This window comes from Sphingopyxis sp. FD7 (genome assembly GCF_003609835.1).
Classification (GTDB): domain Bacteria; phylum Pseudomonadota; class Alphaproteobacteria; order Sphingomonadales; family Sphingomonadaceae; genus Sphingopyxis.
Window position 1 is genome coordinate 1233585 of sequence record NZ_AP017898.1, and the last position, 15415, is coordinate 1248999.

The 15415-nt window shown below is 64.6% G+C and carries 13 protein-coding genes, 1 tRNA gene and 1 pseudogene; 6 read left to right on the forward strand and 9 right to left on the reverse strand.

The window, feature by feature from the left end; genetic code table 11:
- The first annotated feature begins 4 nt into the window (after window positions 1-4).
- Complete coding sequence (locus SPYCA_RS05740; RefSeq protein WP_120222170.1) at window positions 5-1144, forward strand: acyl-CoA dehydrogenase family protein; 1140 nt, start codon at window positions 5-7, stop codon at window positions 1142-1144.
- Window positions 1141-1857 carry an acyl-CoA dehydrogenase family protein gene (locus SPYCA_RS05745; protein ID WP_120219307.1) on the forward strand — a complete coding sequence of 239 codons (717 nt, stop codon included), beginning with the start codon at window positions 1141-1143 and terminating at the stop codon, window positions 1855-1857. Before SPYCA_RS05740 ends, SPYCA_RS05745 begins: the two co-directional genes overlap by 4 nt.
- A gap of 104 nt (window positions 1858-1961) precedes the next feature.
- Here SPYCA_RS05745 and SPYCA_RS05750 read toward each other — a convergent pair whose 3' ends face one another.
- Window positions 1962-3092, reverse strand: coding sequence for a CaiB/BaiF CoA transferase family protein (locus SPYCA_RS05750; RefSeq protein ID WP_120219308.1), 1131 nt, complete (start codon window positions 3090-3092; stop codon window positions 1962-1964).
- Window positions 3093-3203: 111 nt separating this feature from the next.
- On the opposite strand from SPYCA_RS05750, the gene SPYCA_RS05755 reads away from it, so the two are divergent.
- Window positions 3204-4541: an alkaline phosphatase PhoX gene (locus SPYCA_RS05755; RefSeq protein WP_120219309.1), complete on the forward strand. Its 1338-nt coding sequence runs from the start codon at window positions 3204-3206 to the stop codon at window positions 4539-4541.
- Here the strand turns inward: SPYCA_RS05755 and SPYCA_RS05760 are convergent, their stop codons facing one another.
- The 4 genes from SPYCA_RS05760 to SPYCA_RS05775 form a co-directional block, all read right to left on the reverse strand.
- Window positions 4542-5789, reverse strand: a complete 1248-nt coding sequence (locus SPYCA_RS05760) for an acetyl-CoA C-acetyltransferase (RefSeq protein WP_120222171.1) — start codon at window positions 5787-5789, stop codon at window positions 4542-4544.
- A gap of 106 nt (window positions 5790-5895) precedes the next feature.
- The gene (locus SPYCA_RS05765; RefSeq protein WP_120219310.1) at window positions 5896-6678 is read right to left on the reverse strand and encodes an SDR family NAD(P)-dependent oxidoreductase; all 783 of its coding nucleotides are present in this window, start codon (window positions 6676-6678) and stop codon (window positions 5896-5898) included.
- An 11-nt stretch (window positions 6679-6689) separates the two neighbouring features.
- The gene (locus SPYCA_RS05770; RefSeq protein ID WP_120219311.1) at window positions 6690-7895 is read right to left on the reverse strand and encodes an acyl-CoA dehydrogenase family protein; all 1206 of its coding nucleotides are present in this window, start codon (window positions 7893-7895) and stop codon (window positions 6690-6692) included.
- On the reverse strand, window positions 7892-8986 hold the full coding sequence (locus tag SPYCA_RS05775; RefSeq protein WP_120219312.1) for an acyl-CoA dehydrogenase family protein: 1095 nt from the start codon (window positions 8984-8986) through the stop codon (window positions 7892-7894). The genes SPYCA_RS05770 and SPYCA_RS05775 overlap by 4 nt, the downstream gene beginning before the upstream one ends.
- A gap of 349 nt (window positions 8987-9335) precedes the next feature.
- Here SPYCA_RS05775 and SPYCA_RS05780 point away from each other — a divergent pair, with 349 nt between their 5' ends.
- The 3 genes from SPYCA_RS05780 (at window position 9336) to SPYCA_RS05790 (ending at window position 13225) form a co-directional block, all read left to right on the forward strand.
- Window positions 9336-10316, forward strand: coding sequence for an NAD(P)H-dependent flavin oxidoreductase (locus tag SPYCA_RS05780; protein ID WP_120219313.1), 981 nt, complete (start codon window positions 9336-9338; stop codon window positions 10314-10316).
- A 110-nt stretch (window positions 10317-10426) separates the two neighbouring features.
- Entirely contained in the window at window positions 10427-11527 is a 1101-nt protein-coding gene (locus tag SPYCA_RS05785) for a flavin reductase (RefSeq protein WP_120219314.1), read from the forward strand.
- Window positions 11528-12053: 526 nt separating this feature from the next.
- Window positions 12054-13225, forward strand: a protein-coding gene (locus tag SPYCA_RS05790; protein WP_120218721.1) for an IS3 family transposase whose coding sequence is annotated in 2 segments (ribosomal slippage) — window positions 12054-12318 and window positions 12318-13225 — 1173 coding nt in all. Because the reading frame shifts where the segments join, the coding sequence is not laid out codon by codon here.
- Window positions 13226-13260: 35 nt separating this feature from the next.
- On the opposite strand, the pseudogene SPYCA_RS05795 reads toward SPYCA_RS05790, so the two are convergent.
- The 4 genes and pseudogenes from SPYCA_RS05795 to SPYCA_RS05810 form a co-directional block, all read right to left on the reverse strand.
- A pseudogene (locus SPYCA_RS05795) lies at window positions 13261-13665 on the reverse strand (nucleotidyltransferase domain-containing protein); the annotation flags it as partial.
- A 52-nt stretch (window positions 13666-13717) separates the two neighbouring features.
- Window positions 13718-13966 (reverse strand): sigma factor-like helix-turn-helix DNA-binding protein, encoded by a 249-nt coding sequence (locus tag SPYCA_RS19205; protein WP_172594981.1) that lies wholly within the window; start codon window positions 13964-13966, stop codon window positions 13718-13720.
- Window positions 13963-15285 (reverse strand): tyrosine-type recombinase/integrase, encoded by a 1323-nt coding sequence (locus tag SPYCA_RS05805; RefSeq protein ID WP_232003542.1) that lies wholly within the window; start codon window positions 15283-15285, stop codon window positions 13963-13965. The genes SPYCA_RS19205 and SPYCA_RS05805 overlap by 4 nt, the downstream gene beginning before the upstream one ends.
- Window positions 15258-15347, reverse strand: a tRNA-Ser gene (locus SPYCA_RS05810). Before SPYCA_RS05810 ends, SPYCA_RS05805 begins: the two co-directional genes overlap by 28 nt.
- Between the last annotated feature and the right edge of the window lie 68 nt (window positions 15348-15415).

Below are 15415 nucleotides of genomic sequence, written 5' to 3' on the forward strand. Positions count from 1 at the left end.
CGACATGCAAGGCTTTGCGCTCTATCCCTTCGATCCGCCCGGTGACGCGGCCGCGCTGCGCTGCGAACTGCGCGGTTGGCTGGCGGCGAACCAGCCGACGGGCGACATCGTTGCCCGCGCGAATTGCTGGGCGAGTTTCGACCCCGATTTCAGCCGCGCGCTGGGCGCGGCGGGCTATATCGGGATGACGCTGCCGTCGCGCTATGGCGGCGGCGACCGGCATCCGCTTGAACGCTATGTGGTGATCGAGGAACTGCTCGCGGCGGGCGCGCCGGTCGGGGCGCACTGGATCGCCGATCGCCAGACGGGACCGCTGATCCTGCGCTATGGCAGCGAGGAGCAGCGGCAGCGCTATCTGCCGGGGATCGCGCGCGGCGAGCTTTATGCCTGCATCGGACTGTCCGAACCCGGCGCGGGGTCGGATCTGGCGGCGGTGCGAACGGCGGCGCGGGAGACCGCCGAGGGCTGGCGGCTCAATGGTTCGAAGATATGGACGACCGGCGCGCATCTGTCGCACATCATGCTGGCGCTGGTGCGCATCGAGGAGGGGAGCGAGCGAAATGCAGGCCTGAGCCAGCTGCTGATCGACCTCGACACCCCCGGCATCACGATCCGCCCGATCATCGACATGGCGGGGCGCCATGATTTCAACGAGGTGTTTTTCGACGATGTGCTCGTCCCGCACGGCGCGCTCGTCGGGGAACGCGGGCAGGGGTGGAAACAGGTTACCGCCGAACTCGGCCTCGAACGGTCGGGACCGGAGCGTTACCTGTCGAGCCATGCCCTGCTCGTCGCGCTGATCGACGCGGCGGGCCCCGATCCCGACCCGGCGGTGGCCGCGCTGATCGGCGAACTCAGCGCCGAGATGTGGACGCTGCGCCAACTGTCGATGTCGACTGCGGCCAGGCTGGCGGCGGGTGAGGATCCGATGGTCGAGGCGTCGGTGGTCAAGGAACTGGGCAATGCGTTCGAGCAGGACATGCCGCGCCGGGTGCAGGCGATCGTCGATTGCCCGTGGGACGATGCAAGCGATCTTGGCCGGTTGCTGCGCGCCTTGCTGATCGCCTCGCCCAGTTTTTCGCTGCGCGGCGGGACGCGCGAGGTGATCCGCGGCATCATCGCGCGCGGACTGGGCCTCAGATGAGCGCGGCGCGCGAAATGCTGTGCGACACCGCGCGGGCGGTGTTTGCCGAGGCGGCAACGGCGGGGATGGCGCCGGTCGAAGCGGCGGGCTTTGCCCTGCTGCTGGTGCCGGAGGGCGAGGGCGGTTTCGGCGGCGACTGGGGCGACGTCAATGCGGTATTGCAGATCGCAGGGGTGATGGTGCCCGACCTGCCGATCGCCGAACGGCTCGCCCCCGGAGACTTGCAAGCCGCCGCGACGATCAGCCTGATGGCGGGCGCGATGCGAGAGGCGCTTGCCTTGTCGATCGAGCATGTGAACACCCGCCACCAGTTCGGGCGGCCGCTGGGCAAGTTTCAGGCGGTGCAGCAATCGCTTGCCGTCATGGCGTGCGAGGTGCGTGCGGTGGAGGCGGCGGCAGCGGCGCTGGCGGCGCGGCTCGATGCCGTCGGGCTCGATCCGGCGGCCGCCGTTTTTGAAATCGCTGCGGCCAAACTCCGCGCAAACCGGGCGGTCGGTGTCGTGACCTCGATCGCGCATCAGGTGCACGGCGCGATCGGCTTTACCCGCGAATATGCGCTGAACCGGGTGACCATCCCGCTGATGCGCTGGCGCGGGGAGCATGGGAATGACGCCTATTGGGCGGCGACGCTTGGGCGGCAGGTTGCGGGGCTGGGCGGCAAGGGGTTGTGGGAAACAATCACCAGACGGTCGGACGACTGCCGAAAGGCCTGATCAGGAAGGCGTGCGCTCCCTTGGAGGCGGGAGCCAATCACCCGTTCGCGCCATCTGGAACCAGTCGGCGATGCGTCCACGCCTTCGCGGAGACATCGAGGCTTTTATTTTACCGCGCCGCCTTCGCGCAGCGCCGCTATTCTGCCCATGTCATAACCGAGCGCCGCCAGCACCGCATCGCCATCGGCGCCGACCGCGGGAGCGGGGCGCGGCGCGTCGTTGACCGTGACCGAATAGCGCGGGGCGGGGGCGGGCTGGATTGCGCCGCCGATTTCCACGAACGTCGCGCGCGCGACATTGTGCGGATGCCGCGGCGCCTCTTCGAGCGAGAGGACGGGAGCGAAGCAGATGTCGGTCATCTCCATGATAGCACACCATTCGTCGCGGGTTTTCGTCGCGAACAGCGCGGTGAGCTTGTCCTTGAGCCATCCCCATTTCGATGGATCGAGCTGGGCGTCGAAATCGGGGTCGGCGTCGAGGCCGGTCTTTTCGCGGAGCAGGGCGTAAAACTGCGGCTCGATCGATCCGATCGAGATGAACTTGCCGTCGGCGCAAGCATAGGTGTCGTAAAAATGGGCGCCACCGTCGAGCATGTTGACCCCGGCCTCGTCCTTCAGCCGTCCCATCGCCTTGAAGCCCCATGTCATGCCCGCGAGCAGCGCCGATCCGTCGGTCATCGCGCAGTCGATCACCTGGCCCTCGCCCGTCCGCGCGGCGTGGAGCAGCGCGCTCGTCATGCCGAACGCCAGCATCATGCCGCCGCCGCCGAAGTCGCCGACATAATTGACCGGCGGCACAGGCTTTTCGCCCGCGCGCCCTATGCCGTGGAGGACACCCGACAGCGCGATATAGTTGATGTCATGCCCGGCGGCCTGCGCATAGGGACCATATTGGCCCCAGCCGGTCATGCGGCCGTAAACGAGCCGGGGATTGTCGGCGAGCAGCACATCGGGACCGAGCCCGAAGCGCTCCATCACGCCGGGGCGATAGCCTTCGATGATCGCATCGGCGCCACGGCAAAGATCGCGCGCGACCTGCACCGCATCGGGGTTCTTCATGTCGAGCGCGATCGAGGTGCGGTTCCGCGACAGCGGGTCGCGCGGATCGAGGAAGCCGCCGGGCCGGTCGATACGGATCACCTCGGCGCCATGGTCGGCGAGCATCATCGCGCAGAAGGGGCCGGGGCCGATCCCGGCGAACTCGATGATCTTGATGCCGTTCAGCGGACCCGTCATATCCAACTCCTCATTGTTACAATCCATCGGGGTCGCCTCGTGCGGTTGCCCCGGCCTTGTCATATTTGCGCCCTAAGGCGCGCCAAACCAGAAACCTGCAGGGACGCTGCCATGATTGATCGCCGCAACTTCGCACTTGCCGCTCTTGCCTTCGGGGGGCTGGCGATCCAGTCGCGCGCGACCGAGAAAGGGCTGATGCCGACGGCGCCGGGCTATGGCCCGTTGCAGCCCGATCCCGCCGGGCTGATCGACCTGCCGCCGGGCTTTTCCTATCGTGTCATTTCCTCGCTGGGCGAGGCGATGAGCGACGGGCACCGCGTCCCCGACCGCGCCGACGGCATGGGCTGTTTCCAGCTGGGCGGCGGCAGGATCGCGCTGGTGCGCAATCACGAGCTTCAGCCGCGGCACGGCAAGGACGGGCCGTTCGGCAAGACTGCGGCGCTGCCGACGGAAGCCTTCGACAGCCGCGCGGGCGCGGCGCTGCCGGGCGGAACGACGACGCTGGTGCTCGATCCCGACAGCCTGGCGGTGGAGAAACAATATCTGAGCCTGGTCGGCACGATCCGCAATTGTGCGGGGGGCATCACGCCCTGGAACAGCTGGCTGACGTGCGAGGAAAGCGTCGATGGCCCCGATCAAGGCGTCGGGCGGCCGCACGGCTGGATCTTCGACGTCCCCGCCGACGCCGGAAAGCTGGTGAAGGCCGATCCGCTCAAGGCCATGGGGCGCTTCGTCCGCGAGGCGGCGGCGGTCGATCCGCGCACCGGCATCGTCTATATGACCGAGGACCGCGACGACAGCCTCTTCTATCGCTTCATCCCCGACGTGCCGGGGTCGCTCCAGCGCGGCGGCCGCTTGCAGGCGCTGGCCTTTCACGACGAGTCCATCCGCGACAGCCGCAACTGGGGCGAGCGACGCATTGCGCCGGGAAGCTGGCTTTTCGCGCGCTGGATCGACCTCGACGACCCCGAAAGCCCCGCCGACGATCTTCGGCATCGCGGCGCCAGACAGGGCGCGGCGGTCTTTGCGCGCGGCGAGGGCATCCATTGGGGCGCCGACGAGCTTTATTTCACCTGCACTTCGGGCGGCGCGGCAAAGCAGGGGCAGATCATGCGTTACCGTCCCTCGCGGCACGAGGGCACCGACGGCGAACGCACGGTTCCCGGCCGGATGCAGCTGTTCCTCGAATCGACCGATCCCGCTCATTACAGCTTCGGCGACAATCTGACGGTCGCCCCCAACGGCCATCTGATCGTGTGCGAGGACCAGTATCTCGATACGGTCGACAATCATCTGCGCGGCGTCACTCCCTTTGGCGAAGTCTATCCCTTTGCCCGGATCCGGGTTCAGACTGAACCGGCGGGCGTCTGTTTTTCGCCCGACGGCAAGACGATGTTCGTCAACCTCTACAGCCCGACCAAAACGCTCGCGATCCGCGGCCCCTTTTGATCAGAGCCGCTCGATGATGATCGCGGGCGCCATGCCGCCCGCGGCGCACATGGTAACCAGCCCATAGCGGCCGCCCGACCGCTCAAGCTCGTCGAGCGCGGTGCCGATCAGGATCGATCCCGTCGCGCCGATCGGATGGCCGAGCGCCATCGCGCCGCCGTTGATGTTGACCTTGTCGCGGTCGAGGTCGAGGTCGCGGATGAACTTTTCGGCAACGACCGCAAAGGCCTCATTGATTTCCCAGACGTCGATGTCGTCCTTGGCGAGACCGGCCTTTTCCAGCACCTTCCTTGCCGCGGGGACCGGCGCATTGAGCATCAGCGTCGGATCGTCGCCGATATTGGCATAGGCGACGACGCGCGCGCGGGGCTTCAGGCCGTGCTTGTCGGCATAGTCCTTCGAGGTGATGAGCAGCGCCGCCGCGCCGTCGACGACGCCCGACGAGTTGCCGGCATGGTGGACATGCTGGATTTCAAGGTCGGGATAGCGGCGGTTGATCTGCTGCCGGAAGGTGAAGCCGCCCATGTCGAAATCGGCAAGCGCGGCAAAGCTGGGTTTCAGCGCGGCCAGGCCCTCGGCGGTGGTTTCGGGACGCGGAAACTCCTCATGGTCGAGTGCGACGCTGCCGTCTGGGTTGAGCACCGGGACGACCGATTTGGCGAAGCGCCCTTCCTTGATCGCGCGGTCGGCGCGCTGCTGGCTGACGAGCGCGAGCGCGTCGAGATCCTCGCGGCTGATCCCTTCGATCGTTGCGATCGCGTCGCCGCAGACGCCCTGATGCGATTGGGGGTGCAGCTCATCGAGGGCCTGGTGACCCGATCCCATCAGGCGGCGCGGCAGGCCGGCGTTCGCCTGTTCGGCGGCGAAGGCGCTGGTATAGCTCATCATCTCGGTGCCGCCCGCGATGACGCAATCTTCCATGCCCGACATGACACTTGCGGCCGCAAAGTTCACCGAACTGATGCCGCCGCCGCAAAAACGGTCGAGCGTCGTGCCGCTGGCCTTGACGTCATAGCCCGCCGACAGCGCCGCCATGCGGCCAAGATCGCCGCCTTGCTTGCCATTCTGCGACGAGGTCGACCAGACGATGTCGTCGACCGTCGCGGTGTCGAGATGATTGCGGTCGCGGATCGCGGCAAGCACCGTCGCGGCAAGGTGTTGCGGGTGCAGGTGCGACAGCGCGCCCTTGCCGGGCTTGCCAATCCCGCGCGGGGTGCGGACGGCGTCGATGATATAGGCTTCGGGCATTTCAAACTCCTTGTGCATATCGTCATTGCGAGCGTCGCGAAGCAATCCAGAGCAGGTTTACGCTACTCTCGATTGCTTCGCTGCGCTCGCAATGACGGGCAAAACATCAGCGGGGGGCCATGCGGATCGCGCCGTCGAGGCGGACAGCCTGGCCGTTGAAATAGGTATTGCGGACCATCTCCATCGCGAGGCTCGCATATTCCTCGGCCTTGCCGAGCCGCTTGGGAAAGGGAACCGAGGCTTCGAGGCTTTCCTTCACCTTCGGGTTCATGTTGTTGAGCAATGGCGTCCCGAACACGCCCGGCATGATCGCGTTGACGCGAATGCCAAGGTCCATGAGGTCGCGCGCCATCGGCAGGACGAGGCCGTTGACCCCCGCCTTCGCCGAGCCATAGATGACCTGGCCGATCTGACCATCCTGCGCCGCGACCGAAGCGGTGAGGATGATCGCGCCGCGCTCGCCGTCCTCCATTTCGGGCAAGCTGGCCATGCCTTCGGCGGCGATCGACGCGACCCGATAGCTCGCGGTCAATATGCCTTCGACCCCGAAGGCATAATCTTCGGTTGGTGTCCGGCGATAACCACCCGTTTCCTTGTCATAGGCGAGCGTCTTGCCGCGCCGCGAGGTCATCGCGCAGTGGACGCAGATACGCTCCTGCCCATGCGCGGCGCGCGCCCTGGCATAGCCATCGAGCACCGATTGTTCGTCGGTGATGTCGACATGCACGAACAGCCCGCCGATCGACGCCGCGACCTCCTCGCCGAGCGCATCGTTGATGTCGAAAATGGCGACCTTGACGCCCGATGCGGCGAGCGCCTCGGCGGTCGCGCGGCCGAGGCCCGAAGCGCCGCCGGTGACAACGGCAGACAGGGTCGAGTCGATTTTCATGGCGAGCCTCCTCAGGCGGGGATCTGGTTGAAGGGAATGCCCTTGTCGGGGCGGTGATCCTGCGGCAGGCCGAGGATGCGTTCGGCGATGGTGTTGAGCAACGTCTCGTCCGATCCACCCGCGATGCGGCCCGTCGGCGCGTTGATCCAGCTCGACGCCCAGTCATCCTTGGGCGAGGCATGTTCGTCGAACGCGAAGGCGCCCGTGCCTTGCAGGTCGAGCGCGAGTTCGGACAGTTTCTGGCGTGAGCGCACCGCGATGAGCTTGTTCAGCGAGCCTTCGGGGCCGGGAGTCATTCCCGCCTGCATCATCAGCCGCGCGCGCATGTTGATGGAATCGAGCCCCGCGCGCATCGCATGGTTGCGCGCGATCTGCTGACGGATGCGCCCGTCCTCGATCGCGGGACGACCGTTGAGTTTCACCTCTTTCGCGAGTTCGACGAAGAGGCCCAGATGCGGCCCGAAACCCGCGCTGTCCGTCGCGACATAGCGCTCGATCATCAGCGTCGCCATGGCGACGGCAAAGCCGCCGCCGACCGGCGACATGCGGTGATCGTCGCCGATCTTCACATCGTCGAAGAAAACTTCGTTGACGTGGCTGTCGCCGCCGGCGAGCCTGATCGGGCGCACGGTGATGCCCGGCGCCTTCATGTCGACCCAGAAATAGGTCAGCCCCTTGTGCTTGGGGACCGTCGGATCCGTTCGCACGACGATGACGCCATAATCGCTGTATTGCGCCCAACTCGTCCAGACTTTTTGGCCGTTGATCTTCCACCCATTGCCGTCGGGTTCAGCGCGGGTACGGAGGCCCGCAAGGTCGGTGCCGCCCGACGGTTCGGAGAACAGCTGGCACCAGATTTCCTCGCCCTTGAGCGCCTTGATGACTCGTTCCTTGACGAACGCGCGATCCGACCCGAACTGCATCAGCACGGGCACCGGCATCCCCAGCGAAATGCCGAAATAGACGTTGGGGAAGCCGTGCTTCATTTCCTCGGCTTCAAAGCTGATCTTCTCGATATGGCCCAAGCCCTGGCCGCCATATTCGGTCGGCCAGTTGATTCCCGCAAAGCCGGCGTCAAACTTGGTTCGCTGATAGCGGCGGCCGAGTGCGAGATCCTCCTCGACGCTCAGCCCCTTGCGAGCTGCTTTTCCGAACTCGGCCACCATCGATTCACACCAGGCCGCAGCCTTGGCGCGCCAGGCTTCCAGATCGGTCATGCGCCTTCTCCTGCAAGACGGTCGACGAGCACATCTTCCCAGAAGAAGCTGCTCCCTTGTTCGAGCGCGAGCGTTCGCGCGCGGCGCATGTGGAGGTGCAAGCCGATTTCCCACGTAACGCCGATGCCGCCATGGATCTGGACACAGTCGCGCGCGGCGGTGTCATAGGCTTCCGTCGCCGAAAGGCGCGCCGCGGCGGCGGCGATGATGAAATCATCCTCCCCCTCGCGCGCCGCGGCGTGGATCGCATTGGCGCGCGCGAGTTCTACAAGGCCGTAAAGCTCGGCGATACGGTGCTTGATCGACTGGAAGGCGCCGATCGGCTGGCCGAACGCCTTGCGCGTCACGGCATAATCGCGCGCAATCTCCATCAGGGCCTCGGCGCCGCCGGTCTGTTCGTGCGCGGTCACCACCGCCTGCAGCGCAAGGATGTGGAGCGCCGCCGTGCGCGCCGCGTCGCCGGTGACGAGCGCGTCCGCCGACGCGTCGGCAAACAGGAGGTCGGCGATGCAGCGGCTGTTGTCGAAGCTGTGGACGGCCTTGCGTTCAACGCCCGCGAGGTCGACGATCAGCAGCGCGGGTGCTCCGCGGTCTTGCGCAAAAAGGATCGCGACGTCTGCGAACAGTCCGCCCGATACGCCCGGAGCCGTTCCCGCGACCTGACCGGCCCTCCATGTCACCGAAGGTTTAGCGGGCAGGGCATCCGGCCCCGAAGCAAAGGCGATGGCGCCGATCATCTCGCCGCTAGCAAGGCCTGGAAGCCAGCGTGCCTTCTGCTCTTCGCTACCGTAAAGCTCGATCGCCTTGGCCGCGCCGAAACTCGATGTGAGAAAGGGCGCGCCGCTCAGTGTCCGCCCTGCTTGATGCGCGATCAGCCCGAGTTCGACGAGACCGAGCGCGAGCCCGCCGAAGGCTTCGGGAAGCGCAAGCGCGGTCCAGCCCTGCTCCTTCGCCGTGGTCCAGAAACCCACATGATATTGCCCGCGGGCATCGAGCAGCGGCAGCAGATCGTCCTTGCTTACCCTGGCTTCGAGCGCCCGCCGCGATTCGGTCGCGATCGCCTGTTGTCCTTCGTCGTGCAAGATCGACATCGGCTCGTTTCCTCTACCCCAATGGTGCTCCGCTATCATTCGGACGTTAACGTAAACGTCAAGCGCGTTGCTGCGACCCCGGAGCAAGGGTCAACTGGCGTCCGCGTCAGGTGGCCACGGCGCGTCTCTCTTCATTCTCTCTCACCGGGCATGACTGTTTCGCGGACAAAGGCTTCGACCACAGCGGCAATTGGCCGGGCGCGATCCGATATGCCCGTATGTTCCGCCATGTCGATCCCCTTCGCTTCCTAACCATTCTGTCAGTCAACCCGACGTTGACGTAAGCGTCAAGTTATTTCATGGGTCGCTCGACGGTGCCGCACGGGCAGGGTGAGCGAGGAGGGATATTATGGCTTTCAAGACGCGCATTACCGAAATGCTGGGCATCGAACATCCGATCGTTCAGGGCGGGATGCAGAGCGTGGGCTATGCCGAACTGGCCAGCGCGGTGTCGAACGCCGGCGGCCTCGGCATATTGACCGCGCTGACGCAGCCGACGCCGGAAGCATTGCGCAACGAGATCGAGCGTTGCCGCGCGATGACCGACAAGCCCTTCGGTGTGAACATGACCGTATTCCCGACGATCAACGCGCCCGACTACAAGGGCTATGCCCAGGCGATTATCGACGGCGGGGTCAAGATCGTCGAAACTGCCGGCACGCAGGCGGTGCGCGAGATCTGGGAGATGCTGAAGCCGCACGGTGTCACGATCCTGCACAAATGCACCGCGGTACGCCACGCGCTCTCCGCCGAGCGCGCGGGCTGCGACATCATTTCGATCGACGGTTTCGAATGCGCGGGACATCCGGGCGAGGACGATATTCCCGGCCTGATCCTGATCCCCGCCGCCGCCGACAAGGTAAAGATCCCCATGCTGGCGTCGGGCGGTTTCGGCGACGGGCGCGGGCTGGTCGCGGCGCTGTCGCTGGGGGCCGAGGGAATCAACATGGGCACGCGCTTCTGCGCGACGGTGGAGGCGCCGATCCACGACAATGTGAAGCAGGCCTATATCGACAATGACGAGCGCGGAAGTTTTCTGATCTTTCGCAGCCTCAAGAACACCGCGCGCGTTGGCAAGAGCGCGGTGAGCGAGGAAGTCGTACGCCGCCTTGCGGTTCCCGGCGCCACCTTTGCCGACGTTGCCGAGCTGGTGAACGGCAAGGCAGGCCGCGAACTGCTCGAAACGGGCGATCTCAGCAAGGGCGTCTTTTGGGCCGGCATGGTTCAGGGGCTGATCCACGATATCCCGACCTGCAAAGACCTGATCGATCGGATCATCGCCGAAGCCGACGCAATCGTCGACAACCGCCTGGCGGCGATGCGCGCGTGATACGCCTGCGCGCTGGCGCGCCCCGCTGGCTTTCGATATGATCCGAATCCTGACAGTCCGATTGCATCGAAGCCCGCCGACACAACGGCCCGTCGGCGCAAGGGGGATATTTGAGCCTTACACAATATAAGGGTTTCGGCGGGGCCAGCCTGTCCGCCGACATGCTGGGCGACGAAAATGATCCCGCGGTGCTGCTGGTGCCCGACATTGGCCAGCGCCGCGCGATGTGGCGCGATGTCGGCGACGCGCTGGTGCTCTCGGGTCGCCGTGTCGTCAATCTCGACCTGCGCGATGATGCCGGCCCGGCGGAGGGGCGGTCGCTCGCGCCATATGTCGAGGATCTGCGCGCCGTGCTGGCGCAAATGGGGTCGCGCCCCGTCGTCGTCGCCGGCGGGCGCGGCGGGTGGATCGCTGCGCGCGCGCTGGGGCTCGACGGTGCGCATCTGGCGGCGGGCCTCGTCCTTGTTGACCTGCCGGTGGATGAGCAGGGGTCGTTGGACGACGTAGCTGCACGGCTTGCGCTGCCGACGCTGGTGGTGCGCGGCGGGCTTGCGCCCGTCAATGATGACACCATTCCCAATGCCTTCGATGCCGCGCTACCGCTCGGCGAGACGGCGCATATCGACGATTGCGACCTCGCACTCGCCTCCGACCGCAAGGAGGCGCTGCTCGGCCAGCTTCTTGAGTTCCTCGAACGCCACCAGCCCCGCGAGGCAATGGAGTTCAAGGCCGGATCGGACCCGCGCACGCTGCGCGATGCGATGGGCTGTTTCGCGACGGGCATCACCATCGTCACCGCGCTGGGCGCCGACGGTGCGCCGGTCGGGCTGACGGCGAACAGCTTTACCTCGGTCTCGCTCGACCCGCCGCTTCTGCTGGTGTGTATCGCCAATTCGGCTGGAACCGCCCCGACGCTTCGGGCCGCCAGGCATTTCGGCGTCAATGTCCTTCAGATCGGTCAGCAACCGACGTCGAACCGCTTTGCGGCGAAGGGCGAGGATCGTTTTGCGAACCAGCCATGGGCGCCGGGGCAGACAGGCGTGCCGCTGCTCGGCGGCTCGCTCGTGTCCTTCGAGTGCCAGCACGAATCGCTGCACGAGGCCGGCGACCATTTCATCCTGGTCGGCCGCGTCGTGCGCGCGCAGTTTGAACCGCACCGCGATCCGCTGCTCTATTTCCGCGGCAAGTACCGACGGCTGCACTTTGCGTAAGTGGCGGACAGGGTGGTTTTGTTAAGTTAAACCTATGTATTTGAAATAATTTTTCAAAATACGTCCGCTTAATTTCGGACCCACACGGTTCCACCGCGCGCCTGAATTCATGATTCAGTCCGTGCAACTGCTCTGCCATTTAACGCTGCATTTGTCTAATGATTTCTACATTACTCCATCGCTTGCGGCGTGAAAACTCGTTGGGCCTAAGTGACGGCTCGCTATCGTGTCAGTTGGCTTTTGGGCGATAGCCATTTTCTCATGCGGGACCGACGGACAGCCACGAGTTGGACTAACCGCGAATGTCTATCAGGGCACCTGCATCTAAGACGACGCGAACCGTCAATCTCCGATTCGAAAGGAAGGAAGTGGAAGCGAGATGATGGACGGCCTCAGCGGAAGTCTTTCGATCGACTTTGCGACCTGAGACTTCTTACCACGATCAAGCTATGGCGCGCGTAGATGATCTGCCCCCTTCTGAGTGGTCCAAAATTGATGATATTTTGGATGACGAAGGAGAATATGAATGCCGGCCAAGAAGCATCGCCCGGAAGAGATTATCGGCAAGCTGCGTGAAGCGGAGGTCGTGTTGGCGCAGGGGGCGACGACGGCTGAAGCGTGTCGCCGGATCGGCGTTACGGAACAGACCTATTATCGGTGGCGTAAGGAATATGGCGGTCTGAAGACCGACCAGGCGCGGCGGATGAAGGACTTGGAGAAAGAGAATGCGCGGCTTCGGCGTGCGATATCGGACCTGACGCTGGACAAGCTGATATTGCAGGAGGCTGCCCGGGGAAACTTCTGAGCCCCGCGCGCCGAAGGCGCTGTATCGATCACATCAGAATGATGATGCCGGTGTCTGAGCGGCGGCTGTGCCGTGTGCTCGGGCAACATCGATCGACACAGCGCAAGGCGCCCCGCGGGGCGAACGACGAAGCAGCTCTGACCGAGGACATCATTGCGCTGGCCCGGCAATATGGTCGTTATGGCTATCGCCGGGTGACGGCGTTGCTGCGCGATGCGGGGTGGCATGTGAACCGCAAGCGGGTCGAGCGCATCTGGCGGCGCGAGGGGCTGAAGGTACCGCAAAGGCAGCCGAAGCGCGGGCGGCTCTGGCTGAACGACGGATCGTGCATCCGGCTTCGGCCCGAGTATCCCGGCCATGTCTGGTCCTACGACTTCGTCGAAGGGCGGACCCACGATGGTCGCAAATACCGGATCCTTTCGATCATCGACGAGGCGAGCCGGGAGTGCCTGGCGTTGCCGGTGGCACGCAAGCTCAGGAGCGATGACGTTCTGGCGGCGCTCGCCGAGCTGTTCGTCACGCGTGGGCCACCAGCGCACATACGGTCCGACAATGGCCCGGAGTTTATCGCGACGGCGGTGCAGCAATGGCTCGCCCAGATCGGCGTGAAGACGCTGTATATCACGCCCGGATCACCATGGGAGAATGGCTATTGCGAGAGCTTCAACGGATCGCTGCGTGATGAACTGCTCAACGGCGAAATCTTCTACTCGCTCGCCGAGGCCCGGATCCTGATCGAGGCCTGGCGGCGACATTACAACACCGTCCGGCCGCACAGCTCGCTGGGATACCGACCACCCGCGCCGGAGGCCGTTCCATCGCCAGTGTCGCCCTCCGGTTCCGCTTCGCTCCACCTACGGCCGACACTGGCGATGGAGGCGTCAATGCACTAACATATAGCCCGGACCACTCGGTGGGGGCCGGTCACGACGTCCATGAAGAAATAGCGGCCGTGGGCGAGGCCGTCGTTCACCTCCTGCAGGGTGTGAACGATGAAGTTGACTGGCGTCTTGAGCGTCTTGTCGATGGCGAGTTCACGGATGAGCCGGTCTTCAAGCTTCTCCCAGAAATCGACCTTCTCGGTAAGACGCTTGTCGTTGACGATGATGAGGAGATCGAAATCCGAGCGATAGCCCTTGGCGGTATGCGGTTCGTCGACCCAGCCGCCGCGCGCGTAGCTGCCGTAAAGAATGATCTTGTCGATCCGACCCTTCTTCTTCCAGCTCATCGTGCCGAGCGCCAGCGCATCCTCGAATTCCTCGAAGATGATTTGCTTCACGCGATCGAGCTCGCGCTGCTTGTTGGCCGGAAGATGATCGAGGTCGGTTTTCATCGCTGGCGGCACCCTGTCGGCGCGGCGGCTGCTTGGCAAGGTCTAGGCGGACTTATCGCCCCCAGAATTGCCACCACCTACGGTTCTTGCTGTCGACCGATTGGGCGATGAACCGCAAACTGCGGATCATCGCTTCCTCGACTTCTACGACGCTAACGCCGTGACGCTCGGCCAACTGGCGATAGCTTAGCTCCTCCACGCGGTGTCCGAGGAAGATGGCGCGGTCGGCCTCGTCAATCCGATCGACGGCGCGCTCATACTGGTGGAGCAGGTGGCGCCGCGCGCGCGTGTAGCGGCTCACCGTTTCCTCCCGTCGCAATAGTTCGCCCAATCCTCCATCATGAGGCGGCGCTTTTCGAGGAGATTGCCGCGCCGGTATGCTGCCTCGACCTTGTTCGCCACCGTGTGGGCGAGGGCGGCTTCGGCGACGTCGCTCGGGTGGTTGGTTTCTTCGCTCACCCAATCGCGGAAGGACGAGCGGAACCCATGGGCCGTGTAAGGCTCGCCCATTTCCTTTAGCAGCTTGGTCAGCGTCTGATCCGACAGCGGGCGATTGCGCCGCATGCCGGGAAAGACAAGGTCGCAGCCCTTGATGCGAAGCCGCGCGCACCGCTCGACGATACGCAGCGGGCGGCGGGTGAGTGGGACGACATGCTCCCGATAGGCCTTCATGCGGTCCTTGGAGAGCTTCCACAGGCCCTTTTCCAGATCGAACTCACCCCATGTGGCGCCGCGAACTTCGCCGGACCGTGCGGCCGTGAAAATGGCAAATTCGAGCGCGAGGCGGCTGAAAGATTCCCGCTCTCGCAGTCGCTGCACGAAGGCAGGCACATCTTCATATGGCATCGCGGCAAAATGATTGTCGCGGCGCGGCTGGCGGGGCAGGCCTTTCGTAATCGCGCGCATCGGGGCGTCACTGTCGCGATAGCCTGATGCGTAGGCCCAATCGAGGACGGCGCCGATCCGCTGCCGGACGCGGCGCGCCGTCTCCGGCTTCGCCAGCCAGATGTCCGCGAGCAGGTCGCGGATCATCGGGCCGGTGATCTGATCGACCTTGAATTTTCCGATGTGCGGGAAGGCGTAAAGCTCCATCGTTCGCATCCATTGCGCGTGATGCTTGCCGTTGCGCCACGTCTTCGAGTGTATCTCGTAGGTTGTGACGGCGGCGTCCTTGAAGGTCGGCACTGCCTGCCGCTTCCGCCGCTCAATTTGAGGATCAACGCCCAGTTCGATCTGGCTGCGAATTTCCTGCGCCATTTCGCGCGCCTGAGCCAGACTGACTTTCTGGCAGCTGCCAAGGCCGAAGTCGCGGCGCACGCCATCGCTCTGGACCCGGCACACCCAGCTGCTGGTGCCTCCCGGTCGTTCGAGGCGCATGAGGCCGTCGCCGAGACTCACGCGCCGCTGTTTTTCCTTGGGCTTCGAGAGCCCGTTCGAAGTGTTTTTCATCCCTCTGATCATAAAATTTGTTCCCACATTGGCAAAAATGTCGGCCTGGATCATGTGGGACGCGCAGGGATACGAATCGCATCTCAAACCCGCAGCTAAGCTGGGGTTTCGGAGACGGTTCGGGAAAGAGTGGGATTGAAACCTGGCGGACAGGGTGGGATTCGAACCCACGGTGAGCTTGCACCCACGGCGGTTTTCAAGACCGCTGCCTTAAACCACTCGGCCACCTGTCCGGTGGCGTCGCCATAGCGCGCGGGCAGAGGGCGGCAAGCAAAACCTTGTCCCAACGGTCCATCTTGCG

Excerpts from the sequence above, each read along its gene's own strand:
- SPYCA_RS05740 (WP_120222170.1), top strand. The coding sequence starts at position 5 with ATGCAAGGCTTTGCGCTCTATCCCTTCGATCCGCCCGGTGACGCGGCC.
- SPYCA_RS05745 (WP_120219307.1), top strand. The coding sequence starts at position 1,141 with ATGAGCGCGGCGCGCGAAATGCTGTGCGACACCGCGCGGGCGGTGTTT.
- SPYCA_RS05750 (WP_120219308.1), bottom strand. The coding sequence starts at position 3,092 with ATGACGGGTCCGCTGAACGGCATCAAGATCATCGAGTTCGCCGGGATC.
- SPYCA_RS05755 (WP_120219309.1), top strand. The coding sequence starts at position 3,204 with ATGATTGATCGCCGCAACTTCGCACTTGCCGCTCTTGCCTTCGGGGGG.
- SPYCA_RS05760 (WP_120222171.1), bottom strand. The coding sequence starts at position 5,789 with ATGCCCGAAGCCTATATCATCGACGCCGTCCGCACCCCGCGCGGGATT.
- SPYCA_RS05765 (WP_120219310.1), bottom strand. The coding sequence starts at position 6,678 with ATGAAAATCGACTCGACCCTGTCTGCCGTTGTCACCGGCGGCGCTTCG.
- SPYCA_RS05770 (WP_120219311.1), bottom strand. The coding sequence starts at position 7,895 with ATGACCGATCTGGAAGCCTGGCGCGCCAAGGCTGCGGCCTGGTGTGAA.
- SPYCA_RS05775 (WP_120219312.1), bottom strand. The coding sequence starts at position 8,986 with ATGTCGATCTTGCACGACGAAGGACAACAGGCGATCGCGACCGAATCG.
- SPYCA_RS05780 (WP_120219313.1), top strand. The coding sequence starts at position 9,336 with ATGGCTTTCAAGACGCGCATTACCGAAATGCTGGGCATCGAACATCCG.